The organism is Actinomadura opuntiae (assembly GCF_030283205.1).
Lineage (GTDB): Bacteria > Actinomycetota > Actinomycetes > Streptosporangiales > Streptosporangiaceae > Spirillospora.
The window spans coordinates 116,760-141,886 of sequence record NZ_JASNWF010000021.1; the positions used below are offsets into that span (position 1 = coordinate 116,760).

Genomic DNA, 25,127 nt, shown 5'->3' on the forward strand with positions numbered 1-25,127 from the left:
CGCGACGAGAGAGGGAGACGGGTGTCCGACACGCCGGTGCAGACGTCGGCGACGGTCCTCACGGTCCGCCAGGTGCAGGACTACCACGCGATGACGCTGGTGGCGCCCGCCATCGCCGAGCGGTTCCGGCCCGGCCAGTTCGTGGCCGTCGCCGTCGGCGGCGAGCACACCGCCCGGCTGGTGCGCCGCTGCTTCGGCGTCCACCAGGTGCAGTCCGACTACGGCGGCACCGTCGAGGTCGTGTTCGCCGACACCGAGCCCGGCACCGGCTGGCTCGCCGGCCGCCGCTCCCGCGACCAGCTCGACCTGCTCGGCCCGCTCGGCCGCCCGTTCCGGCTGCCCCGCGACCCCGTCAGCTGCCTGCTGGCCGCCGGCGGCCCCGGCGGCGCCGCGGTGTTCGCGCTCGCCGACACGCTGCTGCGGCGCGGCTGCCAGGTGCACTTCGTGCTCGCCGGGCCGTCCGCCCGGCAGGTGTTCGGGTCCCGGATGGCGCAGCGCATCGGCGACTCCGCCACCGTCGTCACCGAGGACGGCTCGCTCGGCGAGAAGGGCGCCATGCGCGACGTGCTGCCCCGCGTCGTGCAGGAGACCGGCGCCGACGTCGTCTACGCCTGCGGGCCGACCGGGCTGCTGCGCTCGGTCACCCAGATCGCCGGCGAGTTCGGGCTGCCGTCCCAGGTGTCGGTGGAGGAGTTCCTGCAGCGGACCGGCGCCTGCGGCATCGGCGCCTGCATGACGTGCATGCTGCCGATCCACGGCGAGGACGGCGTCACCCGCATGGTCCGCGCCTGCGCCGACGGGCCCGTCCTGCGCGGCGACCGCGTCCGCTGGGGCGACCTCGGCACCATCCCGTTCGACGCGCTGGGCGCCCCGCGCGTCCTGAGCGTCACGGAAGGGGGCCCGAAGTGAGCGACCGGGTCACGACCACCCTCGGCGCCCTGGAGCTCCCCAATCCCGTCCTGACGGCCTCCGGGTGCGGCGGGACGGGACGCGAGCTGGCCCAGTTCTTCGAACTGTCCCGCCTCGGCGCGTTCGTCACCACCTCGGTGATGTCCCAGGCGCGCGCGGGACGCCCCACCCCGCGCGTGACCGAGACGCCCAGCGGCCTGCTCACCGCCATGGGCCTGCCCGGCCCCGGCGTCGAGGCGTTCCTGGAACGCGACCTCCCCTGGCTCATCGAGCAGGACGTCCGCACCATCGTGTCCATCGCGGGCAACAGCGTCGAGGAGTTCGGCGACCTCGCCCGCCGGCTCCGCAACGTCCCCGGCGTCGCCGCCATCGAGGTCAACGTCGCCTGCCCCAACGTCGAGGACCGCGGCCGCATGTTCGGCTGGCATCCCTCGGCCGCCGCGTCGGTGCTGCGCGCCGTCCGCGCCGGCGCCCGGCCCGGCACCCCGGTCTTCGCCAAGCTCGCCCCCGACGTCACCGACATCGTCGGCATCGCGCTGGCCTGCGTCGACGCCGGCGCCGACGGCCTCACCCTGATCAACACGATGGACGGCCTGGCGATCGACCCGCAGACCCTGCGGCCCGCCCTCACCGGCGTCTCCGGCGGGCTGTCGGGGCCCGCGATCCGGCCCGTCGCGGTCCGCTGCGTCTACCAGGTGCACGCCGCGCTGCCGACGACCCCGATCATCGGCGTCGGCGGCGTCTCGACCGGCCTGGACGCGCTGGAGTTCATCCTCGCCGGCGCGTCCGCCGTCGCCGTCGGCACCGCCCTGTTCCACGACCCCGCGGCCGGGCCCCGCGTCCTGCGCGAGCTGGAGGAGGCCCTCGCGGCCCGCCGCATCGGACGCCTGGCCGACGCCGTCGGGCTCGCCCACAAGCCCGCCGGCTACGTGCCGCCCCAGGTGCGGCCGACCGAGCCCGAGAAGGAGAAGCCGTGACCGCAGCCCCCATCGCCGTCGCGCTGGACGCCCCCGACCTGGAGACCGCCGCGCGCTGGGCCACCCTGGTCACGCCGCACGTCACCACCGTCAAGGTGGGCCTGGAGCTGTACCTGCGCTACGGCCCCGACGTCGTCGCCAGCGTCCGCGGCGCCAGCCGCGTCCAGGTGTTCCTGGACCTGAAGCTGCACGACATCCCCGCGACCGTGCGCGGCGCCGCCCGCGCCGTCGCCCGGCTCAAGCCCGCGTACCTGACCGTGCACGCCGCCGGCGGCCCCGCCATGATCCGCGAGGCGGTCGAGGCCGCCCCCGCCACCAGGATCGCCGCGGTGACGGTGCTGACCTCCCTGGACGAGGCGGACCTGCGCGCCGTCGGCGTCGCGGGCCCCGCCCCCGACGCGGTCCGCCGGCTGGCCGCCCTCGCCGTCGGCGCCGGCGCCCAAGCCCTCGTCTGCTCCCCGCAGGAGGCCGCCGCCGTGCGCGCCGAGGTCGGCCCCGACATCACCCTCATCACCCCCGGCGTGCGGCCCGCCGGCGCCGACACCCAGGACCAGGCCCGGGTCGCCACCCCCGAGGCCGCCCTCGCCGCCGGCGCGGACCTGCTGGTCATCGGCCGCCCCATCACCGGCGCCCCCGACCCCGGCGCCGCCGCGGCGGCGATGGCGGCCGCGCTCCGGAGATTCCCGGGGGAGCGACCCCCCGGAACCCCCCGTCACGGCCGGTAGGCCGTCTCCCGCTCCGCTGGCGCTCCGCGCGAAACGGCCTACCGGCCGCCGGGCATGCCCGCTCCGCTCGCTGCGCTCGCTCCGCGTGCCTGCCCGTGCCGGTGGCTGGGCTCTGGCCTTCCGCGGCGTGCTCAGCCGGGTCCACGTCCGGATACGGGTGCTGGGGATTGGGGGCGGGGGGGTGGATTTGGTTTTAGGGGTTGATTTAGCGCGGGTGTTGTCGGGCGTGCGGGAGCGCGCATTGTCGTTTTTCGCTTGCGAATGCCGGGGCGGGGATCCGCAAAGCGATACGGGCGGACGGCGAAGTCGGTTCGATTCGCGGTCCGGGACGCCCGCGGGGCCGGACGGGGGTCCGGGCGCACCGGGGAGGCGGGCGTGCGCGGGAGGGGGAGCTGGGGGTGCGGGAGGGGGCGCCTCCGGGAGCGGGGAACGATCTTGGCGGGTGTGCTGTCGAGGATGGCAGTTGCGGTGCGGCCGCGACGTGCGGAACGGCCCGGCGTGACGAGCGTCACTCGGTCGGGAGCGGTTGTGGGGGACTTCACACCGGGGCCGGACCGGGGGGCCGGATCCGGGTCCGCGGGGGGTGGCGGGATCATGGCGGGGAGGCCCCCGGCGGGCGCGGACCGCCGCGCCGGGGCGGTGCCCGGTGCCGCAAAACGGGGCAGAATGGGCGGATTTTCACGATCATGCGAAAGTCCCAGCAAGGCAGGGGGATGGGCCGCCGGAGGCCCCAAGTCGAGTACACTCTGTATTCAGGACACTCCGGGGAGTGATTTTCGTGATTTTGTGGCGGGCTAAACGGCACTTCACGTTGCCTTATGGGGCGTGAACTCGCTAGTTTCCCAACCCGTCCGACTCCGTCGAGTGGAAACCTGAGGTGACCCGGCGTGGCTCTTCCGCCCCTAACCCCCGAACAGCGCGCCGCAGCCCTGGAGAAGGCTGCCAAGGCTCGCAAGGAGCGGGCCGAGGTTAAGAACAAGCTCAAGCACGGGGGGACCTCGCTGGCCGAGGTTCTCAAGGAGGGTCAGTCCGACGACGTCATCGGGAAGATGAAGGTGTCGGCCCTCCTGGAGTCCCTGCCCGGTGTGGGCAAGGTCCGTGCGAAGCAGATCATGGAGCGCCTGGGCATCGCCGAGTCCCGCCGCGTGCGGGGCCTCGGCGCCAACCAGCGCGCCTCCCTGGAGCGTGAGTTCGGCGGAAGTGCGAACCGCTGACGCGCGACTCTCGGGCGGGCGCGGCGGCTCCTGGCAAGAGGAGGCCGCCGCGGCCGGGTCCGGGCTCCACGGAACCGGCACCATCCCGTCCGGCTCCGGCGCACCCATCACTGCGCCGGAGGGCTCCGAACAACCGCATGGCCCGCTCGTGTCCCGCCTGACGGTCCTGTCCGGACCGTCGGGCGTCGGCAAGAGCACGGTCGTCGCCGAGATCCGGCGCTCACACCCCCGGGTGTGGCTGTCGGTCTCGGTGACCACCCGGTCCCCCCGGCCGGGTGAGACCCACGGTGTGCAGTACTTCTTCGTCGACGACGCCGGTTTCGACCGGCTCGTCGCCGAAGGGGAGCTGCTCGAGTGGGCCGAGTTCGCGGGCAACCGCTACGGCACCCCGCGCCGGCCCGTCCAGGAGCGCCTCGCCCGCGGCGAGCCGGTCCTGCTGGAGATCGACCTGCAGGGCGCCCGGCAGGTCCGCGAGACGATGCCCGGCGCGCGGCTGGTCTTCCTCGCGCCGCCCAGCTGGGAGGAGCTCGTCCGCCGCCTCACCGGCCGCGGCACCGAGCCGCCCGAGGTGATCGAGCGCCGGCTGGAGGCCGCCCGGGTGGAACTGGCCGCCGAGAAGGAGTTCGACGTCACCCTGGTGAACACGTCCGTCCAGGACGTGTGCGACGAGCTGCTAGCCTTGATGGTTGTTCGTTAGTGTCGGCGACCGCCGTGTCCGGCGGCCGGCACCGCAGTGAATCACTAGGGGAAGGCCACGGAGTGGCAGCCAGCAGCGAAGGCATCACCAACCCGTCGATCGACGAGCTCCTCGAGGTCGTCGAGACCAAGTACGGCCTCGTGAGCATCGCGGCCAAGCGCGCCCGGCAGATCAACGCCTACTACGCCCAGCTCGGCGAGGGCCTGCTGGAGTACGTCGGCCCGCTCGTCGAGACGCAGGTGCAGGAGAAGCCCCTGTCGATCGCGCTGCGCGAGACCCGCGAGGGCCTCCTCAACGCCGAGCCGATCGAGGGCTGAGCCCCACCCGACCGGACGGGACGGCCCACGGCCCACGCCGCTCATCGGCCCACCCGCGCTCATCGGCCGTTCTCGCCGCGGCGCCGTCCTGGGAAGCGGCCCTGAGACCCCCGGTGGGCGCCCGTCCGGCGCGTGATGGGATCGTGTGCGCATGACCTCCCGAAAGCCGCGCGTCGTCCTCGGTGTGAGCGCCGGGATCGCCGCGTACAAGGTGTGCGAGCTGCTGCGGCGGCTCACCGAGTCGGGCCACGACGTCACCGTGGTCCCGACCGAGGACGCGCTCCGCTTCGTCGGCGAGCCGACCTGGGCGGCGCTGTCGGGCAACCCGGTGTCCACCGCGGTGTGGGACGGGGTCTCCCAGGTCCCGCACGTCCGGCTGGGGCAGGGCGCCGACCTGGTGTTCGTCGCCCCCGCCACCGCCGACCTGCTCGCCCGGGCCGCGCACGGCCTGGCCGACGACCTGCTCACCAACACCCTGCTCACCGCCCGCTGCCCGGTGGTGTTCGCGCCCGCGATGCACACCGAGATGTGGGAGCACCCCGCGACGCAGGCCAACGTCGCGACGCTGCGCGAGCGCGGCGCGGTCGTCGTGGAGCCCGCCTCCGGCCGGCTCACCGGCAGGGACACCGGCCCCGGCCGGCTGCCCGACCCCGCCGAGCTGTTCGAGGTGGCCCGGCACGTGCTCGCCCGCGGCGCCGCCGGACGCGACCTCGCCGGACGGCACGTGGTCGTGTCCGCCGGCGGCACCCGCGAGCCGATCGACCCCGTCCGGTTCATCGGCAACCGCTCGTCCGGGCTGCAGGGCTACGCGCTGGCCCGCACGGCGGCGGCGCGCGGCGCGCGGGTGACGCTCGTCGCGGCCAACGTGGCGCTGCCCGACCCGGCCGGCGCCCGGGTCGTGCCCGTCGGGTCGGCGGAGGACATGCGCAAGGCCGTCCTGGAGGCCGCCGGCTCCGCCGACGCGGTGGTGATGGCCGCCGCCGTCGCCGACTTCCGCCCGGTCGACTACCGCGGCTCGAAGATCAAGAAGACCGAGGACGGCGAGCCGGAGCCGATCCGGCTCGCCAAGAACCCCGACATCCTGGCCGAGCTCGGCGAGCGCCGGCGGGCCGGGCAGGTGATCGTCGGTTTCGCGGCCGAGACCGACGACGTGCTCGCCAACGGCCGCGCCAAGCTCGCCCGCAAGCGCAGCGACCTGCTCGTGGTCAACCAGGTGGGGGAGGACCTCACCTTCGGCCGCCCCGACAACGCCGCGGTGATCCTCGGCGCCGACGGGTCGGGCACCGAGGTGCCGCGCGGCGCCAAGGAGGCGCTCGCCGAGGTCGTCTGGGACCTGGTCGCCGCGCGCCTGGACCCGCTGCCCGCGGATTGACCGCGGCCGCCGGCCGCGGCCGAGCCCATTCCGGCGCCCGGCGGCGATCGGGCTAGACTGCGGGCTTACACCTTGGATACCCGCGCGGGGGACGTCCCCGCCGAACTCGATGACATATCCGTCCTGCGACGCCAGTCAGCAGCCGCTGCAAGGAGTTCACGTACGTGTCTCGCCGCCTGTTCACCTCCGAGTCCGTCACCGAAGGACACCCGGACAAGATCGCGGACCAGATCAGCGACGCGATCCTCGACTCGATGCTCAAGGACGACCCGACCAGCCGGGTCGCCGTCGAGACGATGATCACGACCGGTCAGGTGCATGTGGCCGGTGAGGTCACCACCGAGACCTATGTGGACATCCCCGGCGTCATCCGGGAGAAGATCCTCGAGATCGGCTACGACTCGTCCAAGAAGGGCTTCGACGGCCACTCCTGCGGCGTCTCGGTGTCGATCGGCGCGCAGTCGCCCGACATCGCGCAGGGCGTCGACGACGCCTACGAGACCCGCGAGGGCGAGGACCGCGACAAGCGCGGCGACGACCTGGACCGCCAGGGCGCCGGCGACCAGGGCCTGATGTTCGGCTACGCCACCAACGAGACCCCCGAGCTGATGCCGCTGCCGATCACGCTGGCGCACCGGCTCGCGCAGCGGCTGTCCGCGGTCCGCAAGGAGGGCACCGTCCCCTACCTGCGCCCGGACGGCAAGACCCAGGTCACCATCGAGTACGACGGCGACCGCGGCGTCCGCCTCGACACCGTCGTGGTGTCCAGCCAGCACGCTCCCGACATCGACCTGAAGGAGCTGCTCACCCCGGACGTCAAGGAGCACGTCGTCGACCCGGTGCTCGCCCAGTTCGACCTGGACACCGACGGGTACCGGCTGCTGGTGAACCCCACCGGCCGCTTCGAGATCGGCGGCCCGATGGGCGACGCCGGCCTCACCGGCCGCAAGATCATCGTGGACACCTACGGCGGCATGGCCCGGCACGGCGGCGGCGCGTTCTCCGGCAAGGACCCGTCCAAGGTCGACCGGTCCGCCGCGTACGCGATGCGCTGGGTCGCCAAGAACATCGTCGCCGCGCAGCTGGCCGACCGCGCCGAGGTCCAGGTCGCCTACGCGATCGGCAAGGCGCACCCGGTCGGCGTGTTCGTGGAGACCTTCGGCACCGAGAAGGTCGACCCGGACAAGATCGAGAAGGCCGTCGCCGACGTCTTCGACCTGCGTCCCGCCGCGATCGTGCGCGACCTCGACCTGCTGCGGCCGATCTACTCCCAGACCGCCGCCTACGGCCACTTCGGCCGCGAGGAGCCGGACTTCTCCTGGGAGTCCACCGACCGCGCCAAGGACCTGGCCTCCGCCGCCGGCCTGTGAGCCGCCGGCACCGCTGATCGCCGCCGAGAGGGCCCTGGAGACGTTCCGGGGCCCTCTTTGCATGTCGGGCACTCCCGACCCCTCGAAAGCCGCCACACGCCGCCTGACGCCCGCAGACGCCCAGAGCCGCACAAATCCTCCAAGCGATCCGCAGCGCGCCGACGAGAACTCGTCAGAAACCTCAGCCGTCACGCGAGCGCGTTATCTGACCGGTGGGGCGAAGCCGAAGGCGAGCCCCCACCGGGAAGCTCGCGAAGCGAGGTCGCGCTCGCCCAAGCACGGTCAGCGGGCGAGCCGCTAGGCGAGCGCGCTGGGCCGGGATTGTGGAAACACAGCCGCTAGGCGAGCGCCTTGGGCCGCGCTTGTTCTAAGCAGCAGGACAGTGGTTGCCGCGGTGGAGGCCGTAGTGGGCGGCGATCGTGTAGCGGCCGGCGTCCTGGGCCTTCATGCGGACGAACTCGCCCGCGCGGGCGAGGCAGGCGTCGCCGCGGCCGGTGACGCTCAGCCACGGCGACCAGGAGACCCGGACCAGCACCGAGCCGGGCGACGGCATGTCCACGACCAGCTCGCCGGAGTTGACCTCGTGGACGGTGGCGGGCGGGTCGACCAGCTGGGTGGGGTAGGAGACCCGGAACAGCCGCCAGTGCTCGTCGTGCCACACCTCCGCCAGGTACGGCTGGCCGGCCTTCACCAGGGCGGCCTCGTCCCTGCCGGACCAGTCGTTCTCCTGCTTGGGGAGCACGACGTACTGGACCGCCCACTTGTGCAGCCAGTCGCGGTAGGACGCGGGGGTGAGCGCGTCCTTCTCGTAGAACAGCTCGTGGCGTTCGGCGTCGACCTGCCGGTTCCAGCCGCGCGCGAGGATGAAGTGCCGGCTCATCCCGGCCGCCTCCCAGTGCGAGCGCAGCGGGACGACCTCGATGCGGGTGCGCTGCGCGCCGAGCGCGTGCAGCTCGTCGACGAGGCCCTGGGCGTTCGCGGCGGCCGAGGCGGCGGGGACGGTGTGGACGAGGTCCTCCATCGGCTTCACGACCTGCCACGAGGCCGTGAAGATGAACGCCACCGACAGCACGGCGATGCGGACCCCGCCGTGCGCGCGCGCGACGGCCGACAGGCAGAACATGCCGCCGAACACCAGCGACAGGCGCTCGACGTTGCTGCCGACGGGCGAGGGGATCAGCCAGGTGAGGGCGATGCCGAGCAGGTAGATGCCGGCGCCGATCCGGACGAACCGCCAGCTCGGCGGCGCGAACACCAGGATCGCGATGACGCTGACGATGCACCACACCACGATCGCGGTGAACGAGATCGGCTGGACGCCGCTGAACGGGAACAGCAGGCTCGTGGTCCCGACGACGACGGGCATGCCGATCGCGAGGGAGATCCCGGCGCGGCGCCGTCCGGTCACGAAGAGGGTGGCGGCCAGCACCAGCAGGAACAGCCCCGCGACGGGGCTGGACGCCGTCGCCAGCAGGCCGAGGCCGACCATCCCGGCGAAGCGCAGCGCGGGGGTGCCGCGCGGCGTGAACGCGACGATCACCGCCATCAGCGCGAACATCAGGCCGAGCCCGAACGTGACGCGGCCGGAGGCGGTGTTGCACGACAGCGCGAACGCGGCCCACAGCGCGGCGGGCAGCGCCATCGGCGCCTTGAAGCGGACCAGGAGGTGCCCCGTGAGCGCCGCGGAGACGGTGCCCGCGATGACGGCGACCGTGCGGATCCCGAACAGCGCCATCAGGTACGGCGACAGGACGCTGTAGGAGGCGGGGTGCATGCCGCCGTACCAGGCGAAGCTGTAGGCGGCGGTGGGGTGCTTCCAGGCGAAGTCGGTCCAGGCGGCCTGGGCGGCGAGGTCGCCGCCCTCGGCCGCGAGGTACAGGGCCCAGACCAGGTGCATGACGGCGGCGGCGACGCCGGCGGCCACGACGGGGTTGCGGGGGTTGGTCCACCGCTTCCACCAGGGCGCGCGGGAACGGCCCGGGTTCGCCGAGGGCGCGGCCCCGGTCCGGGCGTCGGTCAGCTCTGGTTTATGCGCTGTGGTCACATCGCCTGCACGTGCTCGTCGGACGGCGAGGGCGCGAAGGGCACCGGGCGATCCCACGTGTCCGCGGATCCTCCGGGTGCGCGCCCCGTTCAAACGGACCACACCTTAGCGTGCGCCGGTGACTGTCGGGCTGATCTGGTAGGACGGGGGCGTGACCGAGGACGGAGGGGGAGCCGACCTGATCCCGGGCCTGGACGAGGTGCCCCGGGTGCCCGCGGAGAAGGCCCCGCCGGGCAAGGGGGCCGCGGGGAAGGCGGCGCGGAAGGGCCCGAAGAAGGGGGCGCGCAGCCCCGCCGCGGAACGGCCCATCGCGCGCGTCGCCGTCGACATGTCACTGCCGCACCTCGATCGTCCCTTCGACTATCTGGTCCCGGCCGAGCTGGACGCGGCGGCCGTGCCGGGATGCCGGGTCCGGGTCCGGTTCGCCGGGCAGCTCGTCGACGGGTTCCTGCTGGAACGCGTCGAGGAGAGCGGCCACGGCGGGAAGCTCCTGTATCTGGAACGAGTGACGTCGCCGGAAAGCGTCCTCACTCCGGAGATCGCGTCCCTGGCGCGGGAGATCGCCGACCGCTACGCCGGGACGTTCGCGGACGTCGTGCGGCTGGCCGTCCCGCCGCGCCACGCCCGCGTGGAGGCCGAGGCGGCCAAGGACGGCGGCGAGGCGCCGGAGGAGCCCCCGGAACCGCCGGAGGCGGATAACCCCTGGCTGGAGTATCCGGCGGGCGCCTCGTTCCTCACGGCGCTGGCCGACGGGCGGGCACCGCGGGCGGTATGGACGGCGCTGCCGGGGCCGCGGTGGGCGGCGGCCATCGCGCGGGCCGTCGCGGTGACGCTGCGGGGCGGACGCGGCGCGCTGGTCGTGGTGGCCGACGGCCGCGACGTGGCACGGGTCGACGCGGCGCTGACGGCGGAGCTGGGGGAGGGGCTGCACGTCGCGCTGACGGCGGAGCTGGGCCCGGCCGAGCGCTACCGGCGGTGGCTGGCCGTCCTGCGGGGCAGGGCGCGGGCGGTGGTCGGGACGCGGGCCGCGATGTTCGCGCCGGTCGCCGACCTGGGCCTCGCCGTGCTGTGGGACGACGGGGACGACGTCCACGCCGAACCGCACGCCCCCTATCCCCATCCGCGCGAGGTGCTGGCGCTGCGCGCGCACCGGGCCCGGGCCGGGGCGCTGATCGGCGGCTTCACCCGGACCACCGACGCGACCGTGCTGGTCGAGACGGGCTGGGCGCACTCCCTGGCCGCCGACCGTGCGCGGGTACGGCGCGCGATGCCGCGCGTCCGGTACGTGGGGGAGGACGCGCAGCTCGCCCGGGACGCCGCCGCCCGTACGGCGCGCCTGCCGAACGTGGCGTTCGAGGCCGCGAGGGGCGCGCTGGAGCACGGGCCGGTGCTGGTCCAGGTGCCGAGGCGCGGCTATGTCCCGGGCATCGCGTGCGCCCGGTGCCGGACTCCGGCGCATTGCGCGACGTGCCAGGGTCCATTGGCGCTGCCGTCGTCGCATGCGGCCCCCTACTGCCGGTGGTGCGGCCGCATTGCGGGCGACTGGCACTGCCCCGAGTGCGGGTTCTTCCAGATGCGTGCGCTCGTCGTGGGCGCAAAACGGACGGCGGAGGAACTGGGCCGCGCTTTTCCCGGCGTGCCGGTACGGACGTCCGGGCGGGAGGCGATCCTCGAACAGGTCGGCCCCGACCGGGCGCTCGTGGTCGCGACGCCCGGCGCGGAGCCGCCCGCCGAGGCCGGCTACACCGCCGCGCTGCTGCTGGACGGCTGGGTGCTGCTGGGGCGGCCCGACCTGCGCGCGGGGGAGGAGACGCTGCGGCGCTGGATGAACGCGGCGGCGCTCGTCCGCCCGGAGGGGCCGGTGGTCGTGGCGGCGGAGGGGGCGCTTCCGGCGGTGCAGGCGCTCGTCCGCTGGGATCCGGTCACCTACGCCGAGCGGGAGCTGGCCGAGCGCCGGGAGGCGGGGTTCCCGCCGGCGGCCCGGATGGCGTCGCTGACCGCGACGCCCGCCGCGATCCGGGAGCTGCTGGCCGACGCGCGGCTGCCGGACGGCGCGGAGGTGCTCGGCCCGGTCCCCGTCCCGCGGCAGCCGGGGGCGGAGGGGCCGGAGAAGGAACGCGCCCTCGTCCGCGTCCCCCGCTCAGCGGGCCAGGCCCTCGCGCGCGCGCTCAAGGAGGCCCAGGGCGTTCGCAGTGCCCGCAAGGCGGCCGAGACCGTGCGCGTCCAGATCGACCCCCTCGAACTCATCTGATCCGGGCGAATCCGATCGCGGCGAAGTCGCCCCCGGGGTGTGCGGGTTCGGCCCCCGGGGCGGGCACCGACCAATAGGGTTCTCTGGTGGCCGACAACTGGGTGGAGACGACCGCGGACGACCTGCGGCGCTGGGCGGACGAACGCGGCGAGAAGGTGGACGAGCAGGGCGCGCACCTGCTGCTCGACCTCGCCGGGCGGGAGATGGGGCTGGCCGGGCCGGGCGAGCTCACCCCGCGGGCGGTGCGCGAGCTGCTGCTGGAGGTGTTCCCGGACACGGTGGTCGCGGGCGCCGACGAGGTGCCGTCCGTGCTGGACGCGATGCGGGCCGTCGCGGCGTTCCTGGGCGACAGCGGCGCCGTGCCCGGGGCGCGCGCGGCGGAGCTGGCCGCGGAGATCGACCGGCTCGCCCCCGAGTTCGCCGAGGTGGTCGCCGAGACCGACGGCGCCGAGCGGCAGGTGGCCGCCGAGGTCGTCGCCGGGCTGATGGAGACCGACGGGGTCGCGCTGGACGACCAGGACGCCGTCGAGGAGTGGATGCGGCGGTTCGAGGCGCTGCCCGACGAGGAGCGCTACACCCGCGCCGAGGAGTACCTGCGGCGGACGGAGGAGCTGGTCGTCCCGCCGGTCCGGCTGGCGCCGGCGGCGGAGCTGGCGGACGCGGCGCGCCGCTCCGGGCTGACCGCGGAGGTCCGCGCGCTGGCCGAGTGGACGGGCGAGCGGGACCTGACCGAGATCGACGAGCTGACCGCGGCGGACGCCGAGGCCGCGGTGGCCGCGCTGGGCCTGGCCACGCCGCGCCGCCTGCCGGACACCGACGTCGCGGACCAGACCGACCTGCCGGAGCTCGACCGGCTGTGGTGGGCCGCGACCGAGGCGGAGGTCGTCGTCGCCCAGGGCGGCCGGGCCGGGCCGGGGCCGGCGCTGCGCGACCTGGAGTCCGGCGACGACGAGCGCGTGCTGGGCCTGTGGCTGCGGCTGCTGGACTCGGTCGCCGTCCCCGAGCACGACTCGTCCGACGGACTGGACGCGATCGAGCTCGTCCAGAACGAGCTGACCGGCGTGCTGATCCACCTGTACGAGCAGGAGGAGCCCGCCACGCTCGACGAGCTGGCCGACGCGCTGCTCGGGCACGTCACCGAGGCCTACGAGATCTCCGACCGGGGGTCGCTGGGCGCGGCGGTGCGCGACGCGCTGGAGCTGGAGCTGGAGGACCTGGCCCGCTGGGGCGTCGTCGAGCCCGCCGGGGACGGCGGCCGCACGCTGACGCCGCTGGGCGTGTGGGGCGTGCGGGAGCTGCTGCTGGCCGACGGATTCGCCGCGCCGGTCGTGGGCGAGCTGGCCGGGGCGTCCGCCGCCGAGCTGGTCGCCGGGCTGGCCTGGCACCGGCCCGAGACCGCCGACGAGGAGATCGACGGGTGGCTGGCGGCGCACGACGTCAAGGACGCCGCCGCCGACCTGCTGGCCGTGATGCGCGGCGGCGGGCCGGGCGCCCGCAACCTCGCCGCCGCCGTGCTGCACCGCGTCGGCCCGGAGGCCGCGCCGGTCGTGCGGGCGGCGCAGGAGCATCCGCTGGTGTCGCCGTACGCGGCGCTGTGGCTGAACGCGGCGGGCGACCCGGCGGGCCGGGAGCTGTCCCGCGCCGAGTACCTGTGGGTGTTCGTCGACACCGTCGCCGGGATGCTGGAGACCGCCGAGCCCGCGGAGGCGGTCGCCGCCGCGCTGGCCGACGCGCCGCCCGGCGCGGAGATGCGGGAGATGGTGGACGAGCTGTGGCGCACCGACCACCCGGGCGTCGCGGACGTCCTGGAGGCGCTCGGCGACCACCATCCCGACAAGGCGACCGCCAAGGCCGCCCGCACCGCCGCCTACAAGGCGCGGTCAGGCGCGGGCCGCGCGTGACCCGGCGGCGTCCGAGAGCGGCGTCCGAGAGCGGCGTGCGGGATCGGCGTGATCCCTCCGTAGACTGGGGACGCGACACCCACGGTCCCGCCCGGCGCGCCCGGAACGGGCGGCGCGCGGCGCCCCACCCGCAGGAACGGAGTCCTCGTTGGCCGTCAAGCCCATCCGCCTCTTCGGCGACCCAGTGCTGCGCACCCCCGCGGAGCCGGTGAAGGACTTCGACAAGGAGCTGCGCCAGCTCGTCAAGGACCTCACCGACACCATGATCGACGCGCCCGGGGCTGGCCTGGCGGCGCCGCAGCTCGGCGTGGGCCTGCGGGTGTTCACCTACTACGTCGACGACCGGCTCGGGCACGTGGTGAACCCGACGCTGGACCTGTCGGAGGAGCAGGAGACCGAGGACGAGGGATGCCTGTCGCTGCCCGGCCTGGCGTTCCCGACCCCCCGCTCGGTCGGGGTCGTGGCGAAGGGCTTCAACATGCACGGGGAGCCGATCACGCTGGAGGGCACGCATCTGCTGGCCCGCTGCGTCCAGCACGAGACCGACCATCTGGACGGCATCATCTTCATCGACCGGATGGACCCCGAGCAGCGCAAGGCCGCGATGAAGGCGATCCGCGAGGCCGAGTGGTTCGGCGACCCGGCGCCCGTGGTGAAGGCGTCGCCGCACCGCACCTTCGGGAAGGCGATCTAGATGCGCCTCGTCTTCGCCGGGACCCCCGAGACCGCCCTCCCCGCACTCGACGCGCTGCTCGCGTCCGGCCACGAGGTGGCCGCGGTGGTGACCCGCCCGGACGCGCCGTCCGGCCGCGGGCGCCGGCTGGAGGCCAGCCCGGTCGCGGAGCGGGCCGCGGAGGCGGGCGTCGAGGCGCTCAAGCCGGCCAAGGCGCGCGACCCGGAGTTCCTCGACCGGCTGCGCGCGATCGCGCCCGACTGCTGCCCGGTCGTCGCCTACGGGGCGCTGCTGCCGCGCGAGGCGCTGGACATCCCCCGGCACGGCTGGGTGAACCTGCACTTCTCGCTGCTGCCGGCCTGGCGCGGCGCGGCGCCCGTCCAGCGCGCGATCCTGCACGGCGACGACGTGACCGGCGCGGCCACCTTCCAGATCGAGGAGGGCCTCGACACCGGCCCGGTCTACGGGGTGCTGACCGAGCCGATCCGCCCCACCGACACCACGGGCGACCTGCTCGGACGGCTGGCGGTCGCGGGCGCGGGCCTGCTGCTGGACACGATGAACGGGATCGAGGCCGGCGTCCTGGAGGCGCGCCCGCAGTCGACCGAGGGCGTGTCGCACGCCGCGAAGCTCACTCCCGAGGACGCCCGCGTCGACTGGACCGCCCCGGCGCGGCACGTCGACCGGCTGATCCGGGCCTGCACGCCCGCGCCGGGCGCGTGGACGACGTTCCGTGACACCCGCCTCAAGCTCGGCCCGGTCCGTCCCGCGCCCGACGGCGAGAAGCTGTCGCCCGGCGAGCTGCGCGCCGGGAAGAAGGAGGTGCTGGTCGGCACGGCCACGCACCCCGTCGTGCTCGGGGACGTCCAGCCGCAGGGCAAGCGCCGCATGGCCGCCGCCGACTGGGTGCGCGGCACCGACCTCACAGGCAAGGACGCGCTGCACTGATGCCGCCGACCCGCGGCCGCAGGGGCCGCCCCGACCACAACCGCAGGCCCGGCGGTCCCCGCAACACGGGCCGCCCGCAGGACCTGGTCCGGCGCACCGCGTTCGACGTGATCCGCGCGGTGGAGACCCGCGACGCGTACGCGAACCTGCTGCTGCCCAGCCGCCTGCGCGACCGCGGCATCACCGGACGCGACGCCGCCCTCGCCACCGAGCTGACCTACGGCACGCTGCGCGGCCGCGGCACCTACGACGCCGTCCTGGCGCTGTGCAGCGACCGCGAGCTGCGCCGCATCGACGCGCCGCTGCTGGACGTCCTGCGCCTCGGCGCGCACCAGATCCTCGCCACCCGCATCCCGCCGCACGCCGCCGTCGGCACGGCGGTGGAGCTGGCCCGGTCGGTGTCGGGCCCCGGCCAGGCCAAGTTCGCCAACGCGGTGCTGCGCAAGGTCGCCTCCCGCGACATGGACGCGTGGCTGGCGATCGTCGCGCCCGCCGACGCCGACACCACCACCCGCCTGTCGATCGCGCACAGCCACCCCAAGTGGATCGTGTCGGCGCTGCGCGACGCGCTCGGCCCCGACCGCGGCGAGATCGACGCCCTGCTGGAGGCCGACAACGCGCGCCCGCGCGTGACGCTGGTCGCCCGGCCCGGCCGCGCGACCGTGCAGGAGCTGTACGACGCGGGCGCCGAGCCGTCGTCCTACTCGCCGTACGCGGCCGTGCTGGGCGAGGGCGACCCGGCGAACATCGACGCCGTCCGCGACGGCCGCGCCGCCGTCCAGGACGAGGCGAGCCAGCTCGTCGCCCTGGCGCTGGCGGCGGCTCCGCTGGACGGCCGGGACGCCCGCTGGGCCGACGTCTGCGCGGGCCCCGGCGGCAAGGCCGGCCTGCTGTCGGCCGTCGCCGCCGAGCGCGGCGCGCACCTGCTGGCCGCTGACGTCCAGCCGCACCGTGCCGGGCTCGTCAGGCGCGCGGTGGACGGCCGCACCGGAGTCGTCGCGGCGGACGGAACCGTCCCGGCGTGGCGGCCCGGCGCGTTCGACCGCGTCATGGTCGACGCGCCCTGCACCGGCCTCGGCGCGCTGCGGCGCCGTCCCGAGGCCCGCTGGCGGCGCGGCCCCGAAGCGGTCGCCGAACTGGGCCCGCTGCAGCGCCGGCTGCTGGCGTCCGCGCTGGAATCGGTCCGTCCCGGCGGCGTCGTCGCCTACGTCACCTGCTCGCCGCACCTCGCGGAGACGCGGGTGGTGGTGGGCGACGTGCTGCGCGGCCGCGACGACGTCGAACGCATCGACGCGCCCGCCGCGCTCGCCTCGGTGGCGCCGGGCCTCGCCGACCTGGGCGACGGCCCGTACGCGCAGTTCTGGCCGCACCGGCACGGCACCGACGCCATGTTCCTCGCCCTGCTGCGCCGCGGGGAGTGATACGCCGGTGCTCACCGGCTTCATGCTCGCCATGACCTACCTCGGCAGCGCCGGGTTCTACATCCCGGCGCTGGCGGTCCTCTACTGGTGCGTGCACCCGCGGCTGATGGCGCGGGCGGCGGTGCTGCTGGCGTTCGGGTCGACGCTCAACACCGTGCTGAAGCTGGTGTGGCAAGAGCCCCGCCCCTTCTGGACGGACCCCACGATCAAGGTCAGGCAGCCGCTCGCCTCGTTCGGCATGCCGTCGGGTCACGCGCAGAACGCCGTCGTCACCTGGGGCTACTTCGCGTCCCGCACGAGACGCGCCGTGATCTGGGCGGGCGCGGCCGTCGTCATCGTCCTGATCGGGGCGTCGCGCGTCTACCTGGGCGTGCACTCGCTGAGCCAGGTGCTGGTCGGCTGGGGTGTCGGCATCGGCGTGCTGGTCCTGGGGCTGTGGCTGGAACCGCGGGTCGTCCCGTGGTGGAGCCGCCGTCCGCTGGTGGCGCAGGTGGCCATGGCGCTGGCGATCTCCCTGATCTTCCTGGCGGGGGCGTGGCTCGCCGTCCGCTCGCTGCACGGATGGCAGTGGCCGGACGCCTGGGCGAAGGCGATCACCGTCGCCGGTGGGCACACCCGGCCCGTCACCGTCAACGAGGCGGCCGCCGCCACCGGGGGCCTGTTCGGGGTCCTGGCCGGAGTGTCGATCTGCGCCGCCCGCGGCTGGTTCGACGCGGGCGGCTCGCTCGGCCGGCGCCTGGCCCGCATCGTGGTCGGCGCCCTCGGCGCGGCGATCCTGGCCGCCCTGGAGTTGCTGCCGGGGCCGCGCCCGCCGGAGGCGTTCGCCGTCCAGGCCATGCTCGGCCTGTGGGCGACCGCCGGGGCGCCGGAGGCCTTCGTCCGGCTCCGGCTGGCGCACCGCACCACACCTCCGCTCACCCGCCCGGGTGATGATCCGCCCGAAGTGCGGCAATAGACTCGGGGAATCATGGCTCCACAGATCGCACCCAGCATCCTCTCCGCGGACTTCGCCCGCCTCGCCGAGGACGTCGCGCTCATCTCCGGCACCGCCGACTGGGTGCACGTCGACGTCATGGACAACCACTTCGTGCCCAACCTGACCCTGGGGCTGCCGGTGGTCGAGGCGCTGCTCAAGCACAGCGCGCTGCCGCTCGACTGCCACCTCATGATCGAGGACCCGGACCGGTGGGCGCCCCAGTACGCCGAGGCCGGCGCGGGCAGCGTCACCATCCACGCCGAGGCCGCCAAGGCTCCGATCCGGACGCTGCGCGCCATCCGCGCCGCCGGCGCCCGCGCCGGGCTCGGCGTGAACCCCGCCACCCCGGTCGAGGGCTTCGAGGACCTGCTCGGCGAGATCGACATGCTGCTGCTGATGACCGTCGAGCCCGGCTTCGGCGGCCAGAGGTTCCTGGACGTGGTGCTGCCGAAGGTCCGCCGGGCCCGCGAGATGATCAAGGGCCGGGACCTGCCCGTCTGGGTCCAGGTCGACGGAGGCGTCAGCGCCGAGACGATCGAGCGCTGCGCGGACGCCGGCGCGGACGTGTTCGTCGCGGGCAGCGCCGTCTACGGCGCCGACGACCCGTCCGAGGCCGTCCGGAAGCTGAAGGCCCAGGCGGAGAAGGCGACGGCCGCCGCGGCATGGTGACCGCATGGTGACCGCATGGTGACACTGCCCTGCGCGGCGGTCCTGTTCGACGTCGACGGCACGCTCGTCGACTCGACGCCGCTGGTCGAGCGCGCCGCCCGCGAGTGGGCCGTCGAGTACGGGATCGACGCCGACGAGTTCCTCTCGGACGCCCACGGCCGCCGCACCAGCGACCGCGTCGCCGACTTCCTGCCCGCCGACCGGGTGCGGGAGGCCACCGCCCGCCTGGACGCGCTGGAAGCGGCTCGCACCGACGGCATCACCGCGCTTCCCGGCGTCCCGGAGTTGCTGGCGGCGATGGACGGGCTGCCGTGGGCGCTGGTCACGTCCATGGACAAGGAGCAGCTCCGCGTCCGCACCGGGGTCGCGGGCGTCCCGCTGCCGTCCGTCGTGATCACCGCCGAGGACGTCCCGCGCGGCAAGCCCGACCCTTCCGGCTACCTCCAGGCGGCCGAGCGGCTCGGAGTCGACCCGTCGGCCTGCGTGGTCGTCGAGGACGCCCCCGCCGGCATAGCGGCGGGCCGCGCCGCCGGCGCCACCGTCGTCGCCGTCACGACCAGCCATGCCGAGGCGTCCCTGACGGCCGCGCACCGGATCGTCCCCGACCTGACCCACGTGCTCCCGGCCCCCGGCGGCCTGCGCCTCGTCCGCACGCTCTGACCCGCGCCAACGCCTTGCCGGCGCGGGGGTGCCGTAGGTTTGGGGCGTGCCGAAGCTGTGGAACGAGACGATCGAGGCGCACCGGAACGCGGTCCGCGAGGCGACGCTGAGGACCACGGCGGCACTGGTGGCCGAGCACGGCCTGGCGGCGGTGACGATGTCGCGGATCGCCAAGGAGACCGGCATCGGCCGCGCCACCCTTTACAAGTACTTCCCGGACGTCGAGGCGATCCTCGTCGCCTGGCACGACCAGCAGGTCGGCGGGCACCTCGAACGCCTCGCCGCCGCGCGCGACCGGGCCGGGACGCCCGCCGAGCGGCTCGCCGAAGTGCTGCGGACCTACGCGGTGACGACGCACGAGCGGCCGCACGGCACCGAGATGGCGGCGCTCGTCCACCGCGGCGGCCGCATGGCGGACGCGGAACGGCGGCTGCGCGAGCTCGTCGTGGGGCTGCTGGCGGACGCGGCGCGCGACGGCGCCGTCCGCGCCGACGTCCCGCCGGACGAGCTGGCGGTCTTCTGCCTGCACGCGCTCGGCGCGGCGGGCGCCCTTCCGTCGCGGGACGCGGTCGAGCGCCTGGTCGCGGTGACGCTGGACGCGGTGCGCGCGCCCGGCTGACCGCCCGAATGACGCGGAGCGGCGCGGAGGGCCGACGCGGAGCGGTCCGGGGGTCGACGCGGAGCGGTCCGGCGGGCCGCGCCGCCGGGCCCAAGGTCGGGAATGGCGGTCACCACGGGCCGCGGCGGCACGGTGTCGGGGAGCGGGGCCTTGCGCCAGGCGTACCCGGTGCCGGAGATCGTTGAACGTTGAACCGGGCCAGGATAACCCGAGCGAGCGCTTGGTAGGCGGCCCGGTGCCCGTGGCGATCCTCACATGGGCGCGGGAATGGTTCGCATGGCACACTGGTTCCAAAGCATGAACGCGTGCTCCGGGGTCGGTGAAATTCCGAACCGGCGGTGACAGTCCGCGACCCGGCCGAAGCCATCGGCCGGTTGACCTGGTGGAACTCCAGGACCGACGGTGAAAGTCCGGATGGGAGGCAGCGCGCAGTACACCCTCTGTCGCAGGAGGGTGATGCAACGTCGACGCACGTACACCCCCGGAGCCGGGTTCCGTAGCAGCGGAACGAGGAGGCCCGGGAGATGTTCACCGGCATCGTCGAGGAGCTCGGCGAGATCGTCGCGATCGAGGCCGAGGGGGACTCGGCCGTCCTGACGATCCGCGGCCCGCTCGTCACCGAGGACGCCGTCCACGGCGCCTCGATCGCGGTCAACGGCGTCTGCCTCACCGTGGTGGACGTCAAGGACGGCGCCTTCACCGCCGACGCGATGAAGGAGACCCTCGACAGGTCCAGCCTCGGCTCCCTCGAACCCGGCTCCAACGTCAATCTGGAGCGGCCCGTCCGGCTCTCCGACCGGCTCGGCGGCCACCTCGTCCAGGGCCACGTCGACGGCGTCGGAACGATCCTGTCCCGCGAGCCCGGCGAGCGCTGGGACGTCGTCACGGTCTCGCTGCCCGCGCACCTGAGCCGCTACCTGGTCGACAAGGGCTCGATCACGGTCGACGGGATCAGCCTCACGGTCGTCGAGGCCGGCGCCGACCGGTTCAGCGTCGCGCTCATCCCGACCACGCTCGCGCTCACCACGCTCGGCCGCAAGAAGCCCGGCGACCCCGTCAACCTCGAGGTCGACGTCGTCGCCAAGTACGTCGAGCGCATGCTCGGCGACCGCGCGGCGGCGGACGGCCTGACGGGCGGTCCCACCGACGGCCTGACCGACGGCGTGACGGGCGGCGTGGCATGAGCTGGCTGGGTGCGGGCTTCGACCTCTTCGGCGAGCACATCCTGTGGACCGACCTCGTCGGCAACGTCCTGTCGCTCGCCGTGGTGTGGCTCGCCATGCGCAAGACCCTCTGGACGTGGCCGGTGCAGCTGGTCGGCGCGCTGCTGCTGCTCGCCGCGTCCGTGCACGCCGACGTCCCCGGCAACGCCCTCAAGCAGGTGCTGTTCGGCTTCCTCGCCCTCTACGGCTGGGCGATGTGGGCGCGCGGGCGGCGCGGCGGCGACCCCCTGGTGGTGCGCAGCGCGACCGCGAAGGAGCGCGTGGTGCTGATCGCGGCCCTCGCCGTCGGCACCGCCGCGGTCGCCGAGCTGTTCCTCCACGTCGACTGGCTGAAGGCCGCCTGGTCGCCGTGGGCGAACGCCTACATCTTCGTCGGCAGCGCCGTCGCGACGTTCGCGCAGAGCCGCGCGCTCGTCGACTTCTGGATCGTGTGGGTGCTGGTCGACCTGGTGGGCGTGCCGGTGGCCCTGCACTCCGGGCTGTACGTCTCCGGCGCGGTCTACGTGATCTTCTTCGTGATGGTGATGGTCGGGTTCAGGAACTGGCTGCGGGAAGCGAAGGCAGTGCCGGCCCCCGGTAACAAGGCGGTGACCGCATGAGCGGCAACGACGGACTCAACGGCAGCGACGGACTCAACGGCAGTGACGGACTGAACGGCGGCGGCGGACTGAACGGCGGCGGGATCTTCGACCCGATCGAGGAGGCGATCGCCGACATCGCGGCGGGGCGTCCCGTCGTGGTCGTCGACGACGAGGACCGCGAGAACGAGGGCGACATCATCTTCGCCGCGTCGAAGGCGACGCCGGAGCTGCTCACCTTCACGATCCGCTACACCAGCGGCGTGATCTGCGTCCCGATGGAGGGCGCCGACCTGGACCGGCTGCAGATCCCGCTGATGACCGCGCAGAACACGGAGCGGATGCGCACCGCCTACACCGTCAGCGTGGACGCCCGGCTCGGCGTCACCACCGGCATCTCCGCCGCCGACCGGGCCCGCACGATCCGGACCCTCGCCGACTCGGCGTCCGAGCCGCGCGACCTCGTCCGTCCCGGGCACATCTTCCCGCTGCGCTACCACGAGGGCGGCGTGCTGCGCCGGCGCGGGCACACCGAGGCCGCCGTCGACCTCGCCCGGATGGCCGGGCTCACCCCGGCGGGCGTCCTCGCCGAGGTCGTCAACGAGGACGGCACCATGGCGCGCCTGCCCGAGCTGCAGGTGTTCGCCAAGGAGCACGGCCTCAAGCTGATCTCCATCGAGCAGCTCGCCGAGTACCGCCGCCGCACCGAGCCGATGGTCACCCGGGTCGTGGAGACCCGGCTGCCGAACCGGTACGGGATGTGGCGCGCCATCGGGTTCTCCAGCGAGATCGACGGCGGCGAGCACCTCGCGCTCGTCCTCGGCGACATCGGCGACGGCGAGGACGTCCTGATCCGCGCGCACTCCGAATGCCTCACCGGCGACGTCCTGCACTCCGAGCGCTGCGACTGCGGCACCCAGCTGGACGCCGCGATGGAGCGCATCGCCGAGGAGGGCCGCGGCGTCGTGGTCTACCTGCGCGGGCACGAGGGCCGCGGCATCGGCCTGCTGGCCAAGCTGCGCGCCTACGCGCTGCAGGACAACGGCTCCGACACCGTCGACGCCAACCTCGAGCTCGGCCTGCCCGCCGACGCGCGCGAGTACTCCAACGCCGCCCATATGCTGCGCGACCTCGGCGTCCGCTCGATCCGGGTGCTCACCAACAACCCCGACAAGCTCAAGGGCCTGGACGGGTTCGGGCTGGAGGTGCGCGGCCGCGAGACGATGCCCGTCATCGTCACCGAGCACAACCGGCGCTACCTGACGGTCAAGCGGGACCGTCTCGGGCACCAGATCGAAGGACTCTCATGAGCGGCGCCGGACGCCCTGAGGACACCGCCGTCGACGCGGCCGGGCTGACGCTCGGCATCGTCTGCACCCGCTGGCACGGGCAGATCACCGACCAGCTGCTGGAACGCGCCGTCGCCGCCGCGAAGGCCTGCGGCGTCGACGCCCCCGTCGTCGTGCGGGTCGCCGGCGCCCTGGAACTCCCCGTGATCGCCCAGCAGATGGCACGCGACCTCGACGCCGTCGTCTGCCTCGGCGCGGTCATCCGGGGAGCGACGGCGCATTTCGACTATGTCTGCGACTCCGTGACGACCGGTGTGACACGCGTTGCACTGGACGAGTCGACTCCGGTGGGCAACGGGGTCCTCACGTGTGACACCATTGAGCAGGCACTGGAACGCAGCGGGCTGCCAGGCAGCTCCGAGGACAAGGGATGGGAGGCGACTGTGGCCGCACTCGACACGGCACTGACCCTGCGAGGTCTGCGGCATCACGGTCACGCCGGGCACGGCCTGGAGCATTCGGGCTCCTGAGCTCACCCCGGTATCCCGTACGCAACCCATTCCGAAAGGCAATTCCGTGCTGTCACTCGTCCTGCCGAAGGGGTCGCTGGAGAAGGCGACCATGCAGCTGTTCGACGCCGCCGACCTCACCGTCCGGCGCGCCTCGGACCGCGACTACCGCGCCTCCATCGACGACCCGCGCATCGACCGCGTCCGGGTGCTGCGCCCGCAGGAGATCCCGACCTACCTCGAACAGGGCCTGTTCGACCTCGGCATCACCGGCCGCGACTGGATCACCGAGACCGACTCCGACGTCGTCAGCCTCGGCGAGCTCCAGTACTCCAAGGCGACCTCCAACCCCGTCCGCGTGATCATGGCGGTGCCGGAGGACGCGCCCTGGCGGAGCGTGTCCGACCTGCCGGAGGGCGTCCGGATCTCCACCGAGTTCCCGGCGATGACCAAGCGGTTCCTCGACAAGCACGGCGTGAAGGCGAAGGTCGTCCCGTCCTACGGCGCGACGGAGGCGAAGGTCCCCGACATCGTGGACGCGATCGTCGACCTCACCGAGACCGGCTCGTCGCTGCGCAAGAACGGCCTGCGCATCCTCGACACCCTCCTGACCAGCTACACCGAGCTGGTCGCCAACCGCGAGGCCTACGAGGACGCCGAGAAGCGCGCCGCGATGGAGGACATCTCCCTGCTGCTGCAGGGCGCCATCCGTGCGCGCGGCAACGTGCTGCTGAAGCTGAACGTCGCCCAGGCCGACCTGCAGAACGTCCTCGACATCATGCCGTCGATGTCCGCGCCCACGGTCACCTCCCTGGCCGGCGGCGACTCCAGCGCGGTCGAGTCCGTCGTCGCCAAGCGCGGCGTGAACACGCTGATCCCGGCCCTCAAGGCCGCCGGCGCCCACGACATCCTCGAAATCCCCATCTCGAAGATCGTTGACTGAGGAAGGGGCCCTGCCGGCCGTGTGGCGCCCGCGCACCACACGGCTCGTCGCCTACATCACGGCGGGCGTGGTCGTCGTCGGCCTGATCGCGCTCGCCGTGGTGGTGGCACCGCAGTTCAAGCTGTTCGACCGGGTCCTGATCGTCGTGTTCGGCCTGGTCGTCGCGTGGGTCCTGCACATGCTGGCCCGCTGCCGCGTCACCGCCGACGAGTCGGGCCTCACGGTCGTCAACGCCTTCCGCACCCGCCGCCTCGCCTGGCCCGAGGTGCTCGGCGTCACGATGACCGAGGGCGACCCGTGGCCCACCCTCGACCTGGCCGACGGCACGTCCCTCGGCGCGATGGGCATCAACGGCGCCGAGAAGCCCCTCGCCGCCCGCCAGCTCACCGAGCTGGAGACCCTCCTCCGCACCCGCAGCGAAACCCCTGACCCCACCTGACGTTCCAGACGGGCATTTCCGCGACGGGCGGGTTCACCGCGGATCACTTCCTTCGCATGTGTGGTCTGCCCCGCCGGACTGAGCTGATCGACGGTGCCCTGGTCTTCGCCGCTCCGCAGAGCAAGTGGCATTCGGCGGTGGTCAGTTTGATGGTCGCCGAACTCAGGCGGCAGGCCCCGGAGAGCATCGAGCCGCTTCACGGCATGACGGTACGGCTCGACGAACGGCAGGCGCCGGCGCCGGACGTGCTGCTCGTCTCGTCGGAGGCCTTCCATCGCAGAGTCCCCGACCATTACTTCTTTCTCGAGGACGTCAGGCTCGCGGGGGAGCAGGACGGCAGGGACGCGGTCGTATACGTCCATGAACTCGATCCGGTCATGGAGTCCTACGTTCTGATCGGGGT

Annotated in this window: 24 protein-coding genes, 1 pseudogene and 1 riboswitch; of the genes and pseudogenes, 24 read left to right on the top strand and 1 reads right to left on the bottom strand. The window is 74.0% G+C overall.

Annotated elements, in window-relative coordinates; all coding sequences use genetic code 11:
• Positions 1 to 21: 21 nt before the first annotated feature.
• The 8 genes from QP089_RS37330 (at position 22) to metK (ending at position 7,581) form a co-directional block, all read left to right on the top strand.
• Positions 22 to 909 carry an iron-sulfur cluster-binding protein gene (locus tag QP089_RS37330; RefSeq protein ID WP_285918420.1) on the top strand — a complete coding sequence of 296 codons (888 nt, stop codon included), beginning with the start codon at positions 22 to 24 and terminating at the stop codon, positions 907 to 909.
• Positions 906 to 1,886: a dihydroorotate dehydrogenase gene (locus QP089_RS37335; RefSeq protein WP_285918423.1), complete on the top strand. Its 981-nt coding sequence runs from the start codon at positions 906 to 908 to the stop codon at positions 1,884 to 1,886. The genes QP089_RS37330 and QP089_RS37335 overlap by 4 nt, the downstream gene beginning before the upstream one ends.
• On the top strand, positions 1,883 to 2,611 hold the full coding sequence (pyrF, locus tag QP089_RS37340; RefSeq protein ID WP_285918424.1) for an orotidine-5'-phosphate decarboxylase: 729 nt from the start codon (positions 1,883 to 1,885) through the stop codon (positions 2,609 to 2,611). Before QP089_RS37335 ends, pyrF begins: the two co-directional genes overlap by 4 nt.
• 887 nt (positions 2,612 to 3,498) lie before the next feature.
• Positions 3,499 to 3,825, top strand: coding sequence for an integration host factor, actinobacterial type (gene mihF, locus QP089_RS37345; RefSeq protein WP_021597647.1), 327 nt, complete (start codon positions 3,499 to 3,501; stop codon positions 3,823 to 3,825).
• A 148-nt stretch (positions 3,826 to 3,973) separates the two neighbouring features.
• Entirely contained in the window at positions 3,974 to 4,522 is a 549-nt protein-coding gene (gene gmk, locus QP089_RS37350; protein WP_285918433.1) for a guanylate kinase, read from the top strand.
• 62 nt (positions 4,523 to 4,584) lie between these two features.
• Positions 4,585 to 4,839 carry a DNA-directed RNA polymerase subunit omega gene (gene rpoZ / locus QP089_RS37355; protein ID WP_151542026.1) on the top strand — a complete coding sequence of 85 codons (255 nt, stop codon included), beginning with the start codon at positions 4,585 to 4,587 and terminating at the stop codon, positions 4,837 to 4,839.
• A gap of 151 nt (positions 4,840 to 4,990) precedes the next feature.
• Positions 4,991 to 6,211, top strand: coding sequence for a bifunctional phosphopantothenoylcysteine decarboxylase/phosphopantothenate--cysteine ligase CoaBC (gene coaBC / locus QP089_RS37360; RefSeq protein WP_285918435.1), 1,221 nt, complete (start codon positions 4,991 to 4,993; stop codon positions 6,209 to 6,211).
• Between the two features lie 164 nt (positions 6,212 to 6,375).
• Complete coding sequence (gene metK / locus QP089_RS37365) at positions 6,376 to 7,581, top strand: methionine adenosyltransferase (RefSeq protein WP_285918436.1); 1,206 nt, start codon at positions 6,376 to 6,378, stop codon at positions 7,579 to 7,581.
• 367 nt (positions 7,582 to 7,948) lie between these two features.
• Here the strand turns inward: metK and QP089_RS37370 are convergent, their stop codons facing one another.
• On the bottom strand, positions 7,949 to 9,625 hold the full coding sequence (locus tag QP089_RS37370) for a DUF8823 domain-containing protein (RefSeq protein WP_285918437.1): 1,677 nt from the start codon (positions 9,623 to 9,625) through the stop codon (positions 7,949 to 7,951).
• A gap of 151 nt (positions 9,626 to 9,776) precedes the next feature.
• On the opposite strand from QP089_RS37370, the gene QP089_RS37375 reads away from it, so the two are divergent.
• From QP089_RS37375 to QP089_RS37450, 16 genes and pseudogenes are all read left to right on the top strand, one after another.
• A complete protein-coding gene (locus QP089_RS37375) occupies positions 9,777 to 11,876 on the top strand; it encodes a primosomal protein N' (RefSeq protein WP_285918438.1) in 2,100 nt (699 codons plus the stop codon).
• Between the two features lie 86 nt (positions 11,877 to 11,962).
• The gene (locus QP089_RS37380; RefSeq protein ID WP_285918439.1) at positions 11,963 to 13,777 is read left to right on the top strand and encodes an amino acid adenylation domain-containing protein; all 1,815 of its coding nucleotides are present in this window, start codon (positions 11,963 to 11,965) and stop codon (positions 13,775 to 13,777) included.
• A gap of 148 nt (positions 13,778 to 13,925) precedes the next feature.
• Complete coding sequence (def, locus tag QP089_RS37385; RefSeq protein WP_285918441.1) at positions 13,926 to 14,471, top strand: peptide deformylase; 546 nt, start codon at positions 13,926 to 13,928, stop codon at positions 14,469 to 14,471.
• The gene (gene fmt / locus QP089_RS37390) at positions 14,472 to 15,398 is read left to right on the top strand and encodes a methionyl-tRNA formyltransferase (RefSeq protein ID WP_285918443.1); all 927 of its coding nucleotides are present in this window, start codon (positions 14,472 to 14,474) and stop codon (positions 15,396 to 15,398) included.
• Positions 15,398 to 16,819 carry an RsmB/NOP family class I SAM-dependent RNA methyltransferase gene (locus QP089_RS37395; RefSeq protein WP_285918445.1) on the top strand — a complete coding sequence of 474 codons (1,422 nt, stop codon included), beginning with the start codon at positions 15,398 to 15,400 and terminating at the stop codon, positions 16,817 to 16,819. Before fmt ends, QP089_RS37395 begins: the two co-directional genes overlap by 1 nt.
• 7 nt (positions 16,820 to 16,826) lie before the next feature.
• Positions 16,827 to 17,774 carry a phosphatase PAP2 family protein gene (locus tag QP089_RS37400; protein ID WP_285918447.1) on the top strand — a complete coding sequence of 316 codons (948 nt, stop codon included), beginning with the start codon at positions 16,827 to 16,829 and terminating at the stop codon, positions 17,772 to 17,774.
• Positions 17,775 to 17,786: 12 nt separating this feature from the next.
• On the top strand, positions 17,787 to 18,464 hold the full coding sequence (gene rpe, locus QP089_RS37405; protein WP_285918448.1) for a ribulose-phosphate 3-epimerase: 678 nt from the start codon (positions 17,787 to 17,789) through the stop codon (positions 18,462 to 18,464).
• Between the two features lie 15 nt (positions 18,465 to 18,479).
• On the top strand, positions 18,480 to 19,124 hold the full coding sequence (locus QP089_RS37410; RefSeq protein ID WP_285918449.1) for an HAD-IA family hydrolase: 645 nt from the start codon (positions 18,480 to 18,482) through the stop codon (positions 19,122 to 19,124).
• A gap of 46 nt (positions 19,125 to 19,170) precedes the next feature.
• Positions 19,171 to 19,743 (top strand): TetR/AcrR family transcriptional regulator, encoded by a 573-nt coding sequence (locus QP089_RS37415; protein WP_285918451.1) that lies wholly within the window; start codon positions 19,171 to 19,173, stop codon positions 19,741 to 19,743.
• Between the two features lie 301 nt (positions 19,744 to 20,044).
• Positions 20,045 to 20,175: riboswitch (FMN riboswitch) on the top strand.
• Between the two features lie 92 nt (positions 20,176 to 20,267).
• Complete coding sequence (locus QP089_RS37420; protein ID WP_285918453.1) at positions 20,268 to 20,927, top strand: riboflavin synthase; 660 nt, start codon at positions 20,268 to 20,270, stop codon at positions 20,925 to 20,927.
• Positions 20,924 to 21,565: a nicotinamide riboside transporter PnuC gene (gene pnuC, locus QP089_RS37425; RefSeq protein ID WP_285918454.1), complete on the top strand. Its 642-nt coding sequence runs from the start codon at positions 20,924 to 20,926 to the stop codon at positions 21,563 to 21,565. The genes QP089_RS37420 and pnuC overlap by 4 nt, the downstream gene beginning before the upstream one ends.
• Positions 21,562 to 22,854, top strand: a complete 1,293-nt coding sequence (locus tag QP089_RS37430; protein WP_285918456.1) for a bifunctional 3,4-dihydroxy-2-butanone-4-phosphate synthase/GTP cyclohydrolase II — start codon at positions 21,562 to 21,564, stop codon at positions 22,852 to 22,854. Before pnuC ends, QP089_RS37430 begins: the two co-directional genes overlap by 4 nt.
• On the top strand, positions 22,851 to 23,363 hold the full coding sequence (ribH, locus tag QP089_RS37435) for a 6,7-dimethyl-8-ribityllumazine synthase (protein WP_285918457.1): 513 nt from the start codon (positions 22,851 to 22,853) through the stop codon (positions 23,361 to 23,363). Before QP089_RS37430 ends, ribH begins: the two co-directional genes overlap by 4 nt.
• Before the next feature lie 46 nt (positions 23,364 to 23,409).
• Positions 23,410 to 24,285 carry an ATP phosphoribosyltransferase gene (hisG, locus tag QP089_RS37440; RefSeq protein WP_285918458.1) on the top strand — a complete coding sequence of 292 codons (876 nt, stop codon included), beginning with the start codon at positions 23,410 to 23,412 and terminating at the stop codon, positions 24,283 to 24,285.
• The gene (locus QP089_RS37445) at positions 24,278 to 24,724 is read left to right on the top strand and encodes a PH domain-containing protein (RefSeq protein ID WP_285918459.1); all 447 of its coding nucleotides are present in this window, start codon (positions 24,278 to 24,280) and stop codon (positions 24,722 to 24,724) included. The genes hisG and QP089_RS37445 overlap by 8 nt, the downstream gene beginning before the upstream one ends.
• Before the next feature lie 14 nt (positions 24,725 to 24,738).
• Positions 24,739 to 24,897, top strand: a pseudogene (locus tag QP089_RS37450) (Uma2 family endonuclease); the annotation flags it as partial.
• Positions 24,898 to 25,127 lie beyond the last annotated feature (230 nt).